The sequence below is a fragment of the Streptomyces sp. NBC_00028 genome (assembly GCF_045041065.1).
GTDB lineage: Bacteria > Actinomycetota > Actinomycetes > Streptomycetales > Streptomycetaceae > Streptomyces.
Genome location: NZ_CP108293.1, coordinates 3,445,949 through 3,462,146, shown reverse-complemented (window position 1 = coordinate 3,462,146; position 16,198 = coordinate 3,445,949). Strand labels below are relative to the sequence as shown.

17 protein-coding genes are annotated in these 16,198 nt (G+C 70.8%); 7 read left to right on the top strand and 10 right to left on the bottom strand.

Going from position 1 to position 16,198, the window contains the following annotated elements:
* Window positions 1-66: 66 nt before the first annotated feature.
* Together OG885_RS15120 and OG885_RS15115 are read right to left on the bottom strand one after the other, a co-directional pair.
* Entirely contained in the window at window positions 67-708 is a 642-nt protein-coding gene (locus OG885_RS15120) for a response regulator (protein ID WP_405731197.1), read from the bottom strand.
* Window positions 705-1,874 carry a sensor histidine kinase gene (locus OG885_RS15115; protein ID WP_405731195.1) on the bottom strand — a complete coding sequence of 390 codons (1,170 nt, stop codon included), beginning with the start codon at window positions 1,872-1,874 and terminating at the stop codon, window positions 705-707. The genes OG885_RS15120 and OG885_RS15115 overlap by 4 nt, the downstream gene beginning before the upstream one ends.
* Before the next feature lie 161 nt (window positions 1,875-2,035).
* Between OG885_RS15115 and OG885_RS15110 the strand changes: the two genes are divergently transcribed.
* Window positions 2,036-2,569, top strand: a complete 534-nt coding sequence (locus OG885_RS15110; RefSeq protein WP_405731193.1) for a hypothetical protein — start codon at window positions 2,036-2,038, stop codon at window positions 2,567-2,569.
* Here the strand turns inward: OG885_RS15110 and OG885_RS15105 are convergent.
* The 3 genes from OG885_RS15105 to OG885_RS15095 are packed head-to-tail and all read right to left on the bottom strand — an operon-like array spanning window position 2,566 to window position 4,694.
* Entirely contained in the window at window positions 2,566-3,138 is a 573-nt protein-coding gene (locus OG885_RS15105; protein WP_405731191.1) for a cob(I)yrinic acid a,c-diamide adenosyltransferase, read from the bottom strand. The two genes, OG885_RS15110 and OG885_RS15105, sit on opposite strands and share 4 nt — an antisense overlap.
* Window positions 3,139-3,151: 13 nt before the next feature.
* Complete coding sequence (locus OG885_RS15100) at window positions 3,152-3,901, bottom strand: ABC transporter permease (protein WP_405731189.1); 750 nt, start codon at window positions 3,899-3,901, stop codon at window positions 3,152-3,154.
* Window positions 3,902-3,911: 10 nt separating this feature from the next.
* Complete coding sequence (locus OG885_RS15095; protein ID WP_405731187.1) at window positions 3,912-4,694, bottom strand: ABC transporter ATP-binding protein; 783 nt, start codon at window positions 4,692-4,694, stop codon at window positions 3,912-3,914.
* 80 nt (window positions 4,695-4,774) lie between these two features.
* Between OG885_RS15095 and OG885_RS15090 the strand changes: the two genes are divergently transcribed.
* The 4 genes from OG885_RS15090 (at window position 4,775) to OG885_RS15075 (ending at window position 9,720) form a co-directional block, all read left to right on the top strand.
* Entirely contained in the window at window positions 4,775-5,416 is a 642-nt protein-coding gene (locus OG885_RS15090) for a TetR/AcrR family transcriptional regulator (RefSeq protein WP_405731185.1), read from the top strand.
* Window positions 5,417-5,552: 136 nt separating this feature from the next.
* The gene (locus OG885_RS15085; protein WP_405731183.1) at window positions 5,553-6,401 is read left to right on the top strand and encodes a 3-hydroxyacyl-CoA dehydrogenase family protein; all 849 of its coding nucleotides are present in this window, start codon (window positions 5,553-5,555) and stop codon (window positions 6,399-6,401) included.
* Between the two features lie 207 nt (window positions 6,402-6,608).
* A complete protein-coding gene (locus OG885_RS15080) occupies window positions 6,609-6,932 on the top strand; it encodes an STAS domain-containing protein (protein ID WP_059192313.1) in 324 nt (107 codons plus the stop codon).
* Window positions 6,933-7,206: 274 nt separating this feature from the next.
* The gene (locus OG885_RS15075) at window positions 7,207-9,720 is read left to right on the top strand and encodes an ATP-binding protein (RefSeq protein WP_405731181.1); all 2,514 of its coding nucleotides are present in this window, start codon (window positions 7,207-7,209) and stop codon (window positions 9,718-9,720) included.
* A 78-nt stretch (window positions 9,721-9,798) separates the two neighbouring features.
* Here OG885_RS15075 and nucS read toward each other — a convergent pair whose 3' ends face one another.
* Window positions 9,799-10,470, bottom strand: coding sequence for an endonuclease NucS (gene nucS, locus OG885_RS15070; protein ID WP_405731179.1), 672 nt, complete (start codon window positions 10,468-10,470; stop codon window positions 9,799-9,801).
* A gap of 254 nt (window positions 10,471-10,724) precedes the next feature.
* Between nucS and OG885_RS15065 the strand changes: the two genes are divergently transcribed.
* Window positions 10,725-11,117, top strand: a complete 393-nt coding sequence (locus OG885_RS15065; RefSeq protein ID WP_059192310.1) for an SCO5389 family protein — start codon at window positions 10,725-10,727, stop codon at window positions 11,115-11,117.
* Between the two features lie 82 nt (window positions 11,118-11,199).
* Here OG885_RS15065 and OG885_RS15060 read toward each other — a convergent pair whose 3' ends face one another.
* Complete coding sequence (locus OG885_RS15060) at window positions 11,200-12,234, bottom strand: LLM class flavin-dependent oxidoreductase (RefSeq protein WP_399948224.1); 1,035 nt, start codon at window positions 12,232-12,234, stop codon at window positions 11,200-11,202.
* A gap of 223 nt (window positions 12,235-12,457) precedes the next feature.
* Between OG885_RS15060 and OG885_RS15055 the strand changes: the two genes are divergently transcribed.
* The gene (locus tag OG885_RS15055; RefSeq protein ID WP_405731176.1) at window positions 12,458-12,787 is read left to right on the top strand and encodes an ATP/GTP-binding protein; all 330 of its coding nucleotides are present in this window, start codon (window positions 12,458-12,460) and stop codon (window positions 12,785-12,787) included.
* A gap of 186 nt (window positions 12,788-12,973) precedes the next feature.
* Here OG885_RS15055 and OG885_RS15050 read toward each other — a convergent pair whose 3' ends face one another.
* From OG885_RS15050 to OG885_RS15040, 3 genes are all read right to left on the bottom strand, one after another.
* Window positions 12,974-13,861: an ABC transporter permease gene (locus OG885_RS15050; RefSeq protein ID WP_405742738.1), complete on the bottom strand. Its 888-nt coding sequence runs from the start codon at window positions 13,859-13,861 to the stop codon at window positions 12,974-12,976.
* A gap of 47 nt (window positions 13,862-13,908) precedes the next feature.
* Window positions 13,909-15,324, bottom strand: a complete 1,416-nt coding sequence (locus OG885_RS15045) for an ABC transporter ATP-binding protein (RefSeq protein ID WP_405731174.1) — start codon at window positions 15,322-15,324, stop codon at window positions 13,909-13,911.
* A gap of 103 nt (window positions 15,325-15,427) precedes the next feature.
* On the bottom strand, window positions 15,428-16,198 hold the full coding sequence (locus tag OG885_RS15040) for an ABC transporter permease (protein ID WP_405731172.1): 771 nt from the start codon (window positions 16,196-16,198) through the stop codon (window positions 15,428-15,430).

Here is a 16,198-nt window from a genome sequence, read left to right as displayed (position 1 = left end):
TGCCGCGAGAATAGAAAGGTCTGGACCACGGGTCAATAGGTCTGGACCACTCTCGTATGCAACCGCTCAGACACCCAACTCCTGCGCGAGTACGGCCGCTTGCACCCGGCTCCGCAGGTCCAGCTTGCCCAGGAGGCGGCTGACGTGCGTCTTTACCGTTGCCTCCGCCATGTCGAGGCGGCCCGCGATGTCCGCGTTGGACAGTCCCTCGCCGAGGCAGGACAGCACCTCGCGTTCACGGCGGGTGAGGGAGTCCAGGACCGCTGGGTCCGCGCTCGACTGCCGTACGGGCTTCGCCGCGAACTCGGCGATCAGCCGACGGGTGACGGCCGGGGCCACGATGCCCTCCCCGCGGGCCACCGTGCGCACGGCCTCGACGAGGTCCCTCGCCTCCGTGTTCTTCAGCAGGAACCCGGCCGCGCCCGCCCGCAGCGCCCCGAACACATACTCGTCGAGGTCGAAGGTGGTCAGCACGAGGACGTCCGCGAGCCCCTCCTGCGTGACCTTCCGGGTCGCCGACACTCCGTCCAGACGCGGCATCTGCACGTCCATCAGGACGAGATCCGGCCGCAACTCCCTTGCCAGCGCCACCGCCCGCTCCCCGTCGGCCGCCTCACCGACCACGTCGATGTCCGGGGCGCTGCGCAGGATGAGGACGAGCCCGGCGCGCACGGCGGACTGGTCCTCGGCGACGAGCACACGAATCATGTGGGGTCTCCATCGGTGAGGGGGAGGGCGGCGCGTACGGCCCACAGGGTGCCCTCGGGGCCGGCCGTGAAGGTGCCGCCCAGCAGCGCCACCCGCTCCCGCATGCCGACCAGACCGGCGCCGGAACCGGGGGCGCTCGGGCCCTCCCGGCGGCCGTACGGGCTGCTCACGAGCACGTCGAGCGAGCCGTCGCGCCGGGCCAGGCTGACGGTGACCCGGCCGGGGCAGGCGTGCTTGAGCGCGTTGGTCAGGGACTCCTGGACGATGCGATAGGCGGCGAGCTCGACGGGGGCGGGCACGGTCGTGCCGTACCCGGGGTCCAGCGTGACGTCGAGGCCGTTGGTGCGGGCGTCCTCGACGAGGGCGGTGAGACCGTCGAGGGTCGGCACCGCGCTCGGCTCCTCGTCGCCGTCGCGCAGGATGCCGATGAGCCGGCGCATCTCCTCCAGCCCCTTGACGCTGTTCTCGCGGATGACGCCGAGGGCCTCCGCGGAGGTCTTCGGGTCGTCCAGTGACAGCGCGGCGGTGGAGTGGATCGCGATCGCGGAGAGGTGGTTGGCGACCATGTCGTGCAACTCCCTGGCCATCCGGGCGCGTTCGGCGACGACGGCCTGGTTGCGGTCCATCTCGGCGAGCAGCGCGGTCTGTTCGGCGCGCAGCCGGGCCGCCTCGGCGGCGTCGCGGTGGTTGCGGACGATCCAGCCGGTGGCGGCGGGCCCGTACGCCACGACGCCGACGACCACACCGATCAGCAGCGCCTCCGGGACCCGCCACACCGCGAACGGCACCAGCGTCGCGACCACCGTGAGCAGACCGGTGATCCACTGGATGCGGCGGGCCGAGGCGAGCGGGCCGTACAGGACGGCCGCGTAGACGAGGTCGGTGAACATCAGCACCGACGCCAGGCTGCCCTGCGTGGTCAGGTCCGCGCAGATCGCGACCGTGCCGGTCAGCAGGGCCGCGCGCGGTGCCGTGCGGCGCAGCAGTTCGCACCCGGCCAGCACGGTGAGCGGCAGCAGTACCGGCCAGGGGCCGTCGAAGAGGGTGATCGGGTCGTCCGAGCGCCGGGTGCCGAGCCCCAGCAGCACGAGCAGCAGACCGCCGAGCAGTCCGCCGGCCGCGACGTACACGTCGAAGCGGTGCGGGCGGGGGAGTCGTACGGCCATGCCCCCATGAAACACGGCCGCCGCGCCGCCCGCCTGATCCCCGGGGACGGTCCTGGACTGCATCTTTCGATGTACGGCGAGTTCGTCGTCGGCGACGAGGAAAGCGGGGGAATCCGGGCCGAGCCTGGAAGGGTGACGGACTTTTCTGTGAGGAGCGAGCCGTGCTGGTCGCGTTGATCATCGCCTGCGAGGTGGCGTTCTGGGTGCTGCTGGCCGGGGGGCTGGCCTTCCGGTACCTGCTGAAGATGCCGCGTACCGGGCTGGCCCTGTTGCTGTGCGAGCCGCTGCTGGAGGTGGTGCTGTTCACGGTCACCGCGATCGACCTCCGCAACGGCGCCGAACCCGACTGGAAGCACGGCCTGGCCGCCGTCTACATCGGCTTCACGGTCGGGCTCGGCCACTCCACGATCCGCTGGGCCGACGCCCGCTTCGCCCACCGTTTCGCGGGCGGCCCGCCGCCGGTACGGCCGCCGAAGTACGGCACGGCCCGCGCCGTCCACGAATGGAAGGTCGCGGGCCGCTGGATCGTCGCTGCGGTGGTCGCCATGGCCCTGCTCCAGGCCGCGATCTGGTACGTCGGAGGCGCCGGCGACACCGATTCGCTCCAGGCGTGGCAGCAGCGCATGCTCTGGCTGATCGGCATCAACGTCGTCATCGCCGGCAGCTACACGCTGTTCCCCAAGAGGGAGGCCTAACGCTCCCCGCCGGGCACCCACAGCACGTCCCCGACCTCCTTGTTGGCGGTCCGCGCCAGGATGAACAGCAGGTCGGACAGGCGGTTGAGGTAGGTCGCGGTCAGGGGGTTCATGACCTCCCCGTGCACTTCCAGCGCCGCCCACGTCGACCGTTCCGCCCGGCGTACGACCGTGCAGGCCTGGTGCAGCAGGGCCGCGCCCGGGGTGCCGCCCGGGAGGATGAACGACCGGAGCTTCTCCAGCCGCTCGTTGAAGTGGTCGCAGTCCGCTTCCAGCTTGTCGATGTAGAACTGCTCGACCCGAAGCGGCGGGAACTCCGGGTTCTCGACGACGGGCGTGGACAGGTCGGCGCCGACGTCGAACAGGTCGTTCTGGACGCGCGTGAGGACCTTGACGACCTCCTCGGCGAGCCCGCCGAGCGCGATCGCCGTCCCGATCACCGCGTTCGCCTCATTGGCGTCGGCGTACGCCGAGATCCGCAGATCGGTCTTGGCGACCCTGCTCATGTCGCCGAGGGCGGTGGTGCCCTGGTCGCCGGTCCTGGTGTAGATGCGCGTCAGATTGACCATGCGACCAGCCTAGTTACGCGCCGGCCGTCCGGAAGACGCGTGTGCCCACTGTCACGGCGAGCGCCGAGAAGCCGAGGGCGACCAGGACGCCGTACGCCATGTGGGCCGTGGCGTACTCACCGACGTACGCGTCCCGCATCGCGTCCACCAGATAGCGGAACGGCATGAAGTGGGAGAGGACGTCCAGCCAGGCGGGGCCGAGGGTCATCGGGAGCATCAGCCCGGACAGCAGCATCGACGGCATCGACACGGCGTTGATGAGCGGGCCGAACTCCTGGGGTGTGCGGACCTTCATCGCCACCGCGTAGGACAGCGAGGCGAGCGAGATCGTGAGCAGCCCGACGAAGGCGAAGCCGATCAGGATGCCGACGAGCGGTGCCCGCAGCCCCATCACCAGCGCGGCCAGCACCAGCAGCACCGCCTGGAAGACGAAGACCGTAGCGTCCCGCAGTACCCGCCCCAGCAGCAGCCCGAGCCGGCTGACGGGCGTGACCCGCATCCGGTCGACGATCCCCGACCCCTTCTCCAGGATGATCATGAACCCGGCGAACAGGGCTCCGAACAGCCCGAGTTGGAGGAGGAGTCCTGGCACCAGCACCTGCCAGGAGCTGCCCTGTCCGCCGAGCGGCAGATCGGTCAGGAGGGGACCGAAGAACAGCAGGTACAGCAGCGGCATCAGCACCCCGAAGAGCAGCGCGAAGCGGGAGCGCAGGGACTGGCGCAGATAGCGGCCGTAGATGAGCGCGGTGTCGTGGAGAAGCATGAAGCGGGTCCTATACGGCTACGGGGGCGGCGTCGGCCTCAGGCGCGCTGCGGCCGGTGATGGTGAGGAACGTGTCCTGGAGGGTGGCGTCGATCGAGCCGCCGTACTGGAGCTTGAGCGCGGTCGGGGTGCCTTCGGCCACGACCACACCGCGGTCGACGATCACCAGGCGGTCGGCGAGGGCGTCGGCCTCGTCGAGGTAGTGGGTGGTCAGGAAGACGGTCGTGCCGTGCTCGGCGCGCAGGCGTCGGATCAGGTCCCACAGGTCGGCGCGGCTGCCGGGGTCGAGGCCGGTGGTCGGCTCGTCGAGGAAGAGGACCTTCGGGCGATGGGTCAGCGCCATCGCGATGTCCAGGCGGCGCCGCTGGCCGCCCGACAACTCCCCGCACCTGCGGTCCAGCAGCTCGGTCAGGCCCAGGTCGCGGGCCAACTCCTCGGCGCGGTCGCGGGCCTGGGTCTTCGCCAGCCGGTAGAGGCGGCCCTGGGTGACCAGTTCCTCGCGCACGCCGATCTGCGGGTCGACGCCGCCGGACTGGGCCACGTATCCGCAGGCCCGGCGCACTCCGGCCGGGTCGGTGGCGAGGTCGTGGCCGGCGACGGTGGCGGTGCCGCCGGTCGGCGCGAGCAGGGTCGTGAGCATGCGCAGGGTGGTGGTCTTCCCGGCGCCGTTCGGGCCGAGGAAGCCGAGGATCTCGCCCTCTCGGACGGTCAGGTCGATGCCGCGCACGGCTTCTACGGGGCCGCGCTTGGTCTGGAAGGTACGGGCCAGTCCGGCCGTACTGATGACGGTCATGCGCCCAGAAAAACAGAGAGACTTAAATTTTGCAATGGCCCCAAAAATCAACCGACACCAGCGAAGCTAGGATGTGGACCATGGCTGAAGGGCTCAGGGAGCGGAAGAAGCGCGAGACGAGACAGCGGATCTCGGACATCGCCACCGGGCTGTTCCTGGAGCGCGGCTTCATGGACGTGACCATCGCGGATGTGGCCGAAGCCGCCGACGTCTCCGTCAACACCGTCTACAACTACTTCGCCACCAAGGAGGACCTCTTCCTCGACCGCAGCAAGGGCGTCGTCGACCGCCTCGCCCGCTGGGTGCGCGGCCGGGACGCCGGCGAGTCGGCCGCCGCCGCGCTGCTGCGCGAACTGCGCGACGAGGTCGAGGCGGTCTCGCCCCGGGTCGGGCTGATGGTCGGCTACGACCGGTTCATGCGGGTCATCCATGAGGCGCCGCCGTTGCGGTCCCGGCTGTGGAGCATCCAGCAGGAGGTCCAGGAGAACCTGGAGAGGGCCCTGCGCGAGGAGACCGCCGCCGCCGACGACGACCCGGTCCCCACCCTGATGGCCGGTCAGCTCAACTGGATCCATCACACCGTCATGGGTGTTATCGGGCGTGAGATGGTCAAGGGCCGCAATCCGGATGAAGTGTCCCGAGAGGTGCTCGTACTGATGGACGAGATCGAGGGGCTGTTGAGCGAGAAGGTGCTCAACTACGCCGTACGGGACCCGGCGTGAGGTCTGCCGGTGTGATGTCCGTCAGATGAGACGTGACGCGCATTACTTACCGGTCACACAGCACCTCACGAACGCTAAGGTCCGCCGGAGAAGCAATCTCAACAGTGGGCAAGGCGTACAAAGGGGAGTCACAACAGTGGCACGGAAGCTTGCCGTCATCGGCGCCGGCTTGATGGGTTCCGGGATCGCCCAGGTCTCCGCATCTGCGGGCTGGGACGTCGTCCTGCGGGACGTCACCGACGAGGCTCTCAAGCGTGGCACCGACGGCATCAAGGCCTCGTACGACAAGTTCGTCAGCAAGGGCAAGATGGAGGCGCACGACGCCGACGCCGCCCTCGGCCGGATCACCGCGACCACCGATCTGGACGCCGCCGCGGACGCCGACATCGTCGTCGAGGCGGTCTTCGAGAAGCTGGAAGTGAAGCACGAGATCTTCCGCGCGCTCGACAAGATCGTGCGGCCGGACGCCGTCCTCGCCTCCAACACCTCCGCCATCCCGATCACCAAGATCGCGGCGGCCACCGAGCACCCCGAGCGGGTCGTCGGCGTGCACTTCTTCTCGCCGGTGCCGATGATGAAGCTCGTCGAGCTGGTCCGCGGCTACAAGACGAGCGACGAAACCCTCGCCACCGCGCGGGAGTTCGCCGAGTCCACCGGCAAGACCTGCATCGTCGTCAACCGGGACGTCGCCGGCTTCGTCACCACCCGGCTCATCTCCGCCCTCGTCGTCGAGGCCACCAAGCTCTACGAGTCGGGCGTGGCCACGGCCGAGGACATCGACCTCGCGTGCAAGCTGGGCTTCGGGCACGCCATGGGCCCGCTCGCCACGGCCGACCTCACCGGCGTCGACATCCTGCTGCACGCCACCGGCAACATCTACACCGAGTCCCAGGACGAGAAGTTCGCTCCGCCGGAGCTGATGCGCCGGATGGTTGACGCCGGTGACATCGGGCGCAAGAGCGGGCAGGGCTTCTACACGTACTGATCTTCACCCGGTACACGTACTGATCACCACCCGGTACACGTACTGGTCAACGTCCGAATTCACTTACGCCCCTCAGGTGTCACACCGAGGGGTGAATTCGGTATCGGTTCGCTTACAGACGGCAACCTCTGACCGCCTCGCGCAGTCAGAGGTTGCATCACCGGACATCACATTCGCGGAGCACGAGACGCACCACGGGGAGCGCATATGTTCATCAGGGGCGACCACGTCGAGCTGGTCGTCGGGGGCCGCCTCGACGTCCGCAGCGCGGCGGACGCCCGTACGGTCCTGCACTCGGCCGTCGACGACGGAGTCGGCGATCTCGTGCTCGACCTGTCCGAGCTCGACTCCTGGGACGCCACCGGACTCGGGGTGATCATGGGGGCCCACCGCAGGGCCGGCCGCTGCGGCCGACGCCTGGTGCTGCGCGACGTACCGCCGCAGATGCAGCGCCTGCTGGTGGCCACCCGGCTGCACCGGATCCTGGCGATCGAGGGCGGCATCGGAGTGGAGTCGCTGCCCCGGGTGTGAACCCTCGTGTGCGTGCGATGTGAGCGCCCGGTGTTGCAAAGGTGAAAGGCGCGCCGCGCACAATCCTCACGAGACTGTGACGTCTCGGACGGCGCGGTACCCCGGGCTGTCGTAGATACTGTGCGAAGGTTTAGGGTTCGGTCGCCCGCTGGATGTACGTCCCTGAACGAGCGGGCCCGGACCAGAAGCGACAGCGCGGTGTGCAGCAGGCCGGAGGGGGCCTGGGTCCCGGAGGACCCACGACACACGAGACGCTTTTGGGGGGCTTGAACCTATGGACCCGAACAACCGGGGACCCGAGGAGTACGGCCACGACGGCGACGGCAGCCCGTCGCGCCAGCGTCCGCCCAGGGACCCGCTCACACCCGACTTCGGCCAGAGCACACCCGCCCTGGCCCGCGCCGTGCAACTGGTCTCCGGCGACCACCTGCTCACCGTCAACCCCGTCGACGGCAGCGAGATAGAGGCCTGCCCGCCCGGCGAACGGCCCGCCCGGCCGCAGAAGCTCACCGCCGCCGACCGTGCCGAGAGCGACCGCGCGGCCCGCCCGCCGGTCCCGCCGGGACCGACCCCGCCCAGGCTGCCGCTGCTGGCCCGCCAGGACGAGCGCGAGCGCCTCGTGCGGCTCCTCGCCCGCGGCCGCTCCGTCCGCCTCACCGGCCCCGCCGGGTCGGGCCGCACCAGCCTCCTCGACGTCGTCGCCGAGGACTGCTCGGACCTCGCGCCCGACGGTGTCGTTCGCCTCAGCGGCTTCCACCGCACCCCGGACGACCTCCTCCACGACCTCTTCTACGCCGTCTACGACGCACCCCTGCACCGCCCGGGACCCGAGGACCTGCTCGCCCTCGTCCGGGAGATCGGCGCGGTCGTCGTCCTCGACGACGTCGAGTTCGGCGGTGCCGCGCTCGACGACCTCCTCGACGCCACCCCCGAGTGCGCCTTCCTGGTCGCCGCGACCCCCGACGTCCCCGCCCCGTCGGCCGACTCGGCCCTCGAAGAGGTCTTCCTCGGCGGCCTGGACCGGGCCGGCGGAGTGGAGCTCCTGGAGCGTGCCGTCGGCCGGGTCCTCACCGAGGACGAGGCCAACTGGGCCGGCGACCTCTGGTTCGAGTCCGAGGGCCTGCCGCTGCGCTTCGTGCAGGCCGGCGCCCTGCTGCGGCAGCGCGACGAACTGCGCGCCAGCGCCGAGGCCTTCGACGAGTTCGGCGTCTTCCAGGAAGCCCAGATCGACGCCCCCTTCGAGGCCGGCGACGGCCACGACGTACCCCTGCCCTCGCTCGCCGAGGGCGCCGCACCGGCCACGCTGCTCGCCGGACGGCTCAGCGACTCGGCGCGCACCGCCCTGCGGTTCGCCGTGGCGCTCGGCGGCGAGGTGCCGCACCAGGCCCATCTGCCCGCCCTCGTCGGCGACACCCACGCGGACGCCGCCCTCGGCGAGCTGCTGAGTTCCGCGCTGATCACCCCGGTCGGCGCCCGCTACCGGCTCGCCGCCGGTGTGCAGACCCAGCTGGAGGGCGCCGGATACGGCGACGACACCGAGGCCCGGGCGCTGGCCGCGGGCCGCCACTACGCCTGGTGGGCCGGGCATCCCTCGGTCACGCCCGAGCGTGTGTGCGCCGAGGCCGACGCGGTGCTCGCCGCCCTCGCCGTGCTCGTGCCGGTCGCGGAGCCGCCCGCCGAGGACGAGGAGAACGTCCCCGTCCAGCTGGCCCGCACCGCGGCGCCCGCGTTCGCCGCGGGGCTGCACTGGAGCGCCTGGGAGCGGGCCCTGAGGTTCGGCGCCGAAGCCGCCCGGGCCTCCGGAGAGGTCGGCGAACAGGCCTACTTCCACCATGAGTTGGGCATCCTCGCACTCTGCGCCGACCAGCTCGACCGGGCCCGCGCCGAGCTGGAGGCCGCCATCGCGCTGCGCGGCGCCCTCGCCGACAAGCGCGGCACCGTCGCCGGCCGCCGGGCCCTCGCCCTGGTCTCCGACCGGTCCGGGGTACCGCTGGGGATCACCGCGACCGCCGGCGAGGAGGTGCCCGACGCCCGCCGTGAGGAGTCGCAGTCGCCGCCCGGCGGCGTCCCGATGGCCTTCCCGCCGCTCCAGCCGCCGAACGAGACGGCGACCCTGGTCACCCACCGGGCCGCGGCCCCCGCGGGCCCCGTCCCGAACCGCAAGGCCCGCGGCGGCCTCAAGGGCCTCGCCCGGCGCAACCTCGTCGCGGCCGGTGCCGGCGCGCTCCTCGCGGCCGTGCTCGGCACGGTGGTGACGCTCGGCGCGACGTCCGACAACGACGCGAACAACCCCTCCGACAAGGTCGGCGTCAACCCGTCGGCCAGTCAGGACGTGGACGACGGCAGCCTCGGCGCCGACGTCCCGAAGAACGACGACGGCAAGGGGGACACCGGCAAGGCCACCAGCCGCCCGACCGACCCGGGCCCCGACGGCACGTTCGGCACGTCCGACGACCCGACGCCGACGGAGAGCGCGGAGCCTTCGGACGACCCGAGCGGGACGAAGAAGCCGTCCTCGTCGAGTTCGCCTTCGAAGACGACGACGTCGAAGCCGCCGTCGTCGACTTCCAAGCCGCCGTCGAACACCCCGACCCCGACGCCGACGCCGACCGAGCCCTCGGACACGCCGACACCGACGACCAGCCCGACACCGGATCCGTCGACCACGCCGTCCACCTCCGACTCCGCCAGCGGCCCCGCGTCGTCCAGCGCGCCCGCCAGTGCCACGGAGAGCAGCGCCGCCGGGACGCCCAGCTCCTCGGGTTCGGCGTCGGACACGGTGATCTGACGCGCGTACGCCAGCAGTGAGGGCCGGGTTCCCCGTGGGAACCCGGCCCTCATCGTCGTAGAGCCTCGAAAACCGCTGTCAGAACAGCCGCAGCTTGTCGTCCTCGATACCGCGCAGGGCGTTGTAGTCGAGGACCGTGCAGCCGATGCCGCGGTCCGTGGCGAGGACGCGGGCCTGGGGCTTGATCTCCTGGGCCGCGAAGATGCCGCGCACCGGGGCGAGATGGGGGTCGCGGTTCAACAGCTCCAGATAGCGGGTGAGTTGCTCGACACCGTCGATCTCGCCGCGCCGCTTGATCTCCACCGCGACGGTCTGGCCCGCGGAGTCCCGGCAGAGGATGTCGACCGGGCCGATGGCGGTCATGTACTCGCGGCGGATGAGGGTGTAGCCGTCGCCGAGGGTCTCGATGCGGTCCGCGAGGAGTTCCTGAAGGTGTGCTTCCACGCCGTCCTTGATCAGGCCGGGGTCGACGCCCAGTTCGTGCGAGGAGTCGTGGAGGATCTCCTCCATCGTGATGATCAGCTTCTCGCCGGCCTTGTTGATGACGGTCCAGACGCCGTCCTCGTCGCCGGAACCCTCCTTCAACGTGCAGGGCGGCGACATCCAGTTCAGGGGCTTGTAGGCCCGGTCGTCCGCGTGGATCGAGACGCTGCCGTCCGCCTTCACGAGGATGAGGCGGGGCGCGGACGGGAGGTGGGCGGTGAGCCGGCCCGCGTAGTCGACGGAGCACCGGGCAATGACGAGACGCATGGTGGGCAACGCTACTCGACGGCCCGCCGTCGAAGCGATTCGGCCCGTACCACCCGGAACGACCCTTGTTCGTTTGTGGCCGATTGTGTGCCCATTGGGGACCCTCTATGTACGCAATCTCCTGGTGCCGTCACGGTCCGTTGCCTACCGTAGTAAACGGGAGGTCGCGAGGCATGTACTCAGCGTGTTCGGCGTCGCGGACTCCCTCAACTGTCCGGCAACCCCTGTTGCTTGGGGGTGCGAGAGGAGAACCCATGTCGCTCGACGTCTCACCGGCCCTACTCGAGAAGGCCGAGCGAGGCGAGGTCGACGAAGCGGAATTCGTCGACTGCGTCCGGACCTCCCTGCCCTACGCATGGGAGATGATCAGCTCCCTGGTGGCCCAGCTGAAGGTCGACGGCGGTGCGTTCGCCGACAACCAGACGCCTCCGCCGGACGAGCAGGCACGCGGTCAGCTGCTGCGTGCGCTCGCGAGTGACGCGATACGCGGCGCGCTGCAACGGCACTTCGGAGTACGGCTGGCCTTCCAGAACTGCCACCGGGTGGCGGTGTTCCCGCTGGACGCCTCGGTGGACGAGACGCTGGCCCGCTTCACCTCGGTCCGCAGTCAGCTGCTGAACCAGTCCCCGGAGTTCCGGGACTGCTGACGCGGTGAGCCGTTCGCTTGCCGCTCCGTACGCGGGAGGTGCATTCAGTACCGGGGCGGCAAGCTCTGCGCGGGTCTCACGGTCAGCCGAGGTGGGGGAGCACCTCGGCGCCCAGCCGTCGTACGTTCTCCTCGGTCGCCGCGAGGTCTCCCGAGCCCTCGACGAGCAGGGCGAAGCGGGAGATGCCGGTCCGCTCGCTGGTGGCGGCGAGCCGGTCGGCGCACAGCCGGGGGGTACCCACGGGGTGCAGCCCGCAGAGCAGTTCGGTGTACGCCAGTGGATCGCGCATCGAGCGATGGCGGCCGTCGACCGTCACATGCGCCTCAAGACCCTGCCGCAGCCACCCCGGCATCGCCTTCACCAGCGCCTCCACGGCGTCCGTGCGCTTGTCCGCGATCTGGCAGACACCGGCGGAGACATGGCCCGCGCCCAGGATCTCGTCCCGCGGACGGCCCGCCGCGCGCGCGTGCTGACGCCACAGGCCGACCATCTCCGCCTTCTCCTCGTCCCCGACGTGCATCCCGAGCAGCATCGGCAGCCCGCGCTCGGCGGCCAGCCGCACACTCGCCGGGGAGGTGCACGCGACGACGACCTCGGGTCCCGACCCGGGCTCCTCCGTCAGGGACTCCGACGGGCGCGGTACGACGGGGACCTCACGGAAGCGGTAGCGCTCGCCGTCGGCCGCCACGGAGGGCTCGCGCAGCCAGCGCACCAGCAGATCGAGTGATTCCGGGAACCCCTTCTCGTACGCCGCGAGCCCTGACCCGAAGACCTCCAGGTCGACCCACGGCCCGCCACGGCCGACGCCCAGCGAGAAGCGCCCGCCCGAGGTGAGGTGCAGCAGCGCGGCCTGCTCGCCCAGGGCCACCGGGTGGGCGGTGGGCAGCACACTGACCGCGGTGCCGACCCGGAGCCGGCGGGTACGGCCCAGCAGTAACGCGGCCAGGGTGATCGCCGACGGGCAGGTGCCGTACGGCACGAAGTGGTGCTCGGCCAGCCAGACCGAGTCGAGACCCGCCTCCTCGGCCACCTCGGCCGAGCGGACCGCGCGGTGCAGCGCCTCCCCCTGGCCCTGTCCCGGGAACTGGGCCGCCAACACGAAACTTCCGACACGCATGTGCTTTTCCTGCTTCCTTGGCTCCGACGCGGAGCTCCCCCACCCGGCATAACCGTGTGACACGTGCCGAGGACACGGCCTGGCGAAGAGATTTGCGGATTGTCTGCCGAATGCGGCGTCCGCGAGGGGGACTTGCGAGGGTTGGTGCCCTTCGCGTGCCCCTGTCCGTGCCGCGTAGGCTGGACACGGCCCGTGCTTCCTGTATAGCCCCGAGAGGTGTTCCGTGTCCCCGCGTCGCAACCGACCCAAGGGTTCCGATTCCGGCCGGAGCGCCGAGGACGACCGGTCCGGCCGGTACGGCGGCTGGCAGTCCACGGAGAACTGGCAGGGCGAGGAGTGGAACATCCGCCATGTGGCGGGTGCGAGCGCGCAGGGCAAGTCCTACCGCTGCCCGGGCTGCGACCAGCTGATCCCGGACGGCGTCCCGCACGTGGTGGCCTGGCCGGAGCACTCGGGGGTCGACGAGCGCCGGCACTGGCACAAGGCGTGCTGGAACGCGAAGGACCGCCGCACCACGCGGGTGCAGCGGTCCAGGAACGCGCCGAAGTTCTAGGTCGTGTCCGCAAAGTCCCGCCTGCCGGGAGCCGCCATGCACGCCCTCTCGCCGCACCGGGCACAAACCCACGTACAACCAGTACGCGGGTTCGTGCCCGGCACGCCGAGAGCACGCACCTGACGCCGCCCGGCCCGCCCTCCGGGCGGACGACGGGACTTTGCGGACACGACCTAGGGACTTCGCTCAGACGTCCCGCTTCTCCAGCAGTGCGCACGCGCCCGCGAACGCGACGGCCGTCACGCCGAGCATGATCCACAGCGGGTCCCAGCCGGACGGGCCGCTCTCGGTGAGGGAGTTGGAGTAGAAGACGCTCAGCTGGTTCGGGATGGAGTACTCGAACAGGGCCTCGCGCAGCTTCTCCAGCGAGGACGAGAACATGAACAGCGCGATGACCAGCGGGGCCAGCACCACGCCGATCATGATGGTGATCGCGCCCGCCGAGTGCCGGATGATCGAGCCGATGACGAGCGAGAGCAGGCCGAGCAGCGCGATGTAGAGCGAGATGCCGAGGGTGCCCTTGAGCCACTCGCTGCCCGAGGGGTCCCGCACGCCGCTGCTGTCGAGCAGGGCCACGTCCGCGAGGGCGACCAGCAGGACCGACGTGAAGGTGACCACGAAGGCGACGGTGAAGAACACGATCGCCTTCGCCGCCAGTACGCGGACCCGGCTGGGGCACGCGGTCGTGGTGGTGCGGATCATGCCGGTGCCGTACTCGGAGGCGGTGGTCAGCACGCCGAGCGTGATGACGCACATGGTGCCGAGCAGCAGCCCGAAGAAGCCGAAGGAGAGCGGGTTCTCACCGGCCAGGTCGGTCTCGCCGGCGCTGCTCGACACGACCACCGCGGCCAGCAGCCCGATCCCGACGACGAGCAGGATGAACACGCCGAGCGTCCACATCGTCGACCGCACGGAACGGATCTTCGTCCACTCCGAGGCGATCGCGTGCCCGAGGTGCGTGCGCACGACGGGGATGGGCGAGGTGTACCCGGCGTACGCGGGGGCCTGCGCGGACTGCCAGTGGGGCGCGGGGGCCTGCGGCAGCGGAGGCTGAGGTGCGGCGGCCTGTGGCATCGGAGGCTGGGGCGCGGCGGCCTGCGGCATCTGAGGCTGGGGCGTGCTCATCGGGCTTCCTCGGGCTTGGTCAGGTCGGCGGCGGGCTGCGCGGGGGCCGGGGCGGCGGGCGCGGAGGCGGAAGCCGCGGCCGGGGCGGCCGCGGGCTGTGAGGCCGGCTGCGTGGGAGCGGCCGGCGGGGCCGAGGGCGTTCCGGACGGAGTGCCCGCCGCGGGCTGGTTGGCGAGGCCGGGGGCCTGGGCCGGGGCCTGCGGTGCCGGAGCGCCGCTCGGGGCGGCGTACGGATTGGCGGCCGGGGCCTGGGCGCCCTGAGGAACGCTAGGCGGCTGCGCGGCCGTGCCGGGGGCACCCGGAGCGCCCGGGGCGCCGTACGGGCCCGCCGAGGGCTGTCCCGGGGCGTAGGGGCCCGCGGGGGCCTGGCTCTGCGGGGCGTACTGCTGCTGGGGCGGCGGCGGGGCGTACCAGTCGGGCTGGCCCTGGCCCGGGACCGGCATCGGGGGCTGGGCGCCTGGCGGGAGGGGCTGTTGCAGCCCGGCCTTCTGGTCGATGGTCGAGCGGTAGTCGACGGCCCCCTGCGTCATCCGCATGTACGCCTCTTCGAGGGAGGCGGAGTGCGGGGACAGCTCCCACAGGCGTACGTCCGTGTCGTGCGCGATGTCGCTGATGCGGGGGAGCGGGAGCCCGGTGATCCGCAGGGCGCCGTCCTGCTCGGGCAGCACATGGCCGCCCGCGTCCGTCAGCGCGGACGTCAGCTTCTCGCGGAGCTGCGGCTCGGTGTCGGGGGTACGGACGCGCGCGAAGCCGGCGGAGTTCGCCGCGATGAAGTCGTTCACGCTCATGTCGGCCAGCAGCTGCCCGCGCCCGATGACGATCAGATGGTCGGCGGTCAGCGCCATCTCGCTCATGAGGTGCGAGGAGACGAAGACCGTACGGCCCTCCGCCGCCAGGGACTTCATGAGGTTCCGCACCCAGAGGATGCCCTCGGGGTCGAGGCCGTTGACCGGCTCGTCGAACAGGAGGACCTGGGGGTCGCCGAGGAGCGCGGCGGCGATGCCGAGCCGCTGGCCCATGCCGAGGGAGAAGCCCTTGGAACGTTTCCGCGCCACGTCCTGGAGGCCGACCACACCGAGCACCTCGTCCACCCGGCGGGCCGGGATGCCGGACAGCTGGGCGAGGCAGAGCAGGTGGTTGCGGGCGTGCCGGCCGCCGTGGACCGCCTTGGCGTCGAGGAGCGCGCCGACCTGACGGGGGGCGTTCGGGAGCTTGCGGTACGGGTAGCCGCCGATCGTCACCTGCCCCGAGGTGGGGTTGTCCAGGCCCAGGATCATCCGCATCGTCGTCGACTTGCCCGAGCCGTTGGGGCCCAGGAAGCCGGTGACGGAACCGGGCCGCACCTGGAAGGAAAGGTTGTACACAGCGGTCTTGTCGCCATATTGCTTGGTCAGGCCGACTGCCTCGATCATGCTCCGCACCCATCGAAAGGTTCAGGACAGCAGGGCGCACGCCCCCGTAAGGGTTAGGAGCTTATCCGGGCGCTGACGGTTCCACTCAAGAGGCCGTAAAGCCTCAGGCATCCCGCTTCTTCAGCAGCACGTACCCGCCCGCGATCGCCGCCGCCACCCACAGCACCATGATCGCGAGCCCGCCCCAGGGTCCGTAGGGAGTGTCGTCGTCGAGCGGTGTGACCACCTGCATGATCCTGCTGCCGGCCTGGTCGGGCAGGAACTGCCCAACCTTCTTGGTGGCCGGGACATTGCCCAGGATGTTGGAGATCAGGAAGAAGAACGGCATCAGGATGCCCAGCGACAGCATCGGCGAGCGCAGCATCACGGCGACGCCCATGGAGAACATCGCGATGAGCGTCATGTAGAGGCCGCCGCCGATGACCGCGCGCAGCACGCCCTGGTCGCCGATGTGCGCCCGGTGCTCGCCGAGCATGGCCTGCCCGAGGAAGAACGCGACGAAGCTGGTGAGGAGGCCGACGACGAGGCAGAGGCCGGTCGCGACGGCGATCTTGCTGAACAGGAAGGTGCCGCGCTGCGGTACGGCGGCCAGCGAGGTGCGGATCATGCCGGTGCTGTACTCGTTGGAGACGACGAGCACCCCGAACACGATCATCGCGAGCTGGCCGAGGCTCATCCCGGCGAAGCTGATGAAGGTCGGGTCGAAGGAGAGCTGGTCCTTGCGGCTCATCTTGTCGAACTCGTTCTTCGACAGGGCCGAGATCAGCACGCCGAGGGCGAGCGTGACGACCACGGCCAGCGAGAGGGTCCACACCGTGGACGCCACCGACCGGATCTTGGTCCACTCGGACCGGACGACCTGGGCTGCCGGCAT

What these genes read in the sequence shown, in the direction of transcription:
- OG885_RS15120 (WP_405731197.1), bottom strand. Translation starts at nt 708, where the DNA reads ATGATTCGTGTGCTCGTCGCCGAGGACCAGTCCGCCGTGCGCGCCGGG.
- OG885_RS15115 (WP_405731195.1), bottom strand. Translation starts at nt 1,874, where the DNA reads ATGGCCGTACGACTCCCCCGCCCGCACCGCTTCGACGTGTACGTCGCG.
- OG885_RS15105 (WP_405731191.1), bottom strand. Translation starts at nt 3,138, where the DNA reads ATGGTCAATCTGACGCGCATCTACACCAGGACCGGCGACCAGGGCACC.
- OG885_RS15100 (WP_405731189.1), bottom strand. Translation starts at nt 3,901, where the DNA reads ATGCTTCTCCACGACACCGCGCTCATCTACGGCCGCTATCTGCGCCAG.
- OG885_RS15095 (WP_405731187.1), bottom strand. Translation starts at nt 4,694, where the DNA reads ATGACCGTCATCAGTACGGCCGGACTGGCCCGTACCTTCCAGACCAAG.
- OG885_RS15090 (WP_405731185.1), top strand. Translation starts at nt 4,775, where the DNA reads ATGGCTGAAGGGCTCAGGGAGCGGAAGAAGCGCGAGACGAGACAGCGG.
- OG885_RS15080 (WP_059192313.1), top strand. Translation starts at nt 6,609, where the DNA reads ATGTTCATCAGGGGCGACCACGTCGAGCTGGTCGTCGGGGGCCGCCTC.
- OG885_RS15075 (WP_405731181.1), top strand. Translation starts at nt 7,207, where the DNA reads ATGGACCCGAACAACCGGGGACCCGAGGAGTACGGCCACGACGGCGAC.
- nucS (WP_405731179.1), bottom strand. Translation starts at nt 10,470, where the DNA reads ATGCGTCTCGTCATTGCCCGGTGCTCCGTCGACTACGCGGGCCGGCTC.
- OG885_RS15065 (WP_059192310.1), top strand. Translation starts at nt 10,725, where the DNA reads ATGTCGCTCGACGTCTCACCGGCCCTACTCGAGAAGGCCGAGCGAGGC.
- OG885_RS15060 (WP_399948224.1), bottom strand. Translation starts at nt 12,234, where the DNA reads ATGCGTGTCGGAAGTTTCGTGTTGGCGGCCCAGTTCCCGGGACAGGGC.
- OG885_RS15050 (WP_405742738.1), bottom strand. Translation starts at nt 13,861, where the DNA reads ATGCCACAGGCCGCCGCACCTCAGCCTCCGCTGCCGCAGGCCCCCGCG.
- OG885_RS15045 (WP_405731174.1), bottom strand. Translation starts at nt 15,324, where the DNA reads ATGATCGAGGCAGTCGGCCTGACCAAGCAATATGGCGACAAGACCGCT.
- OG885_RS15040 (WP_405731172.1), bottom strand. Translation starts at nt 16,198, where the DNA reads ATGCCGGCAGCCCAGGTCGTCCGGTCCGAGTGGACCAAGATCCGGTCG.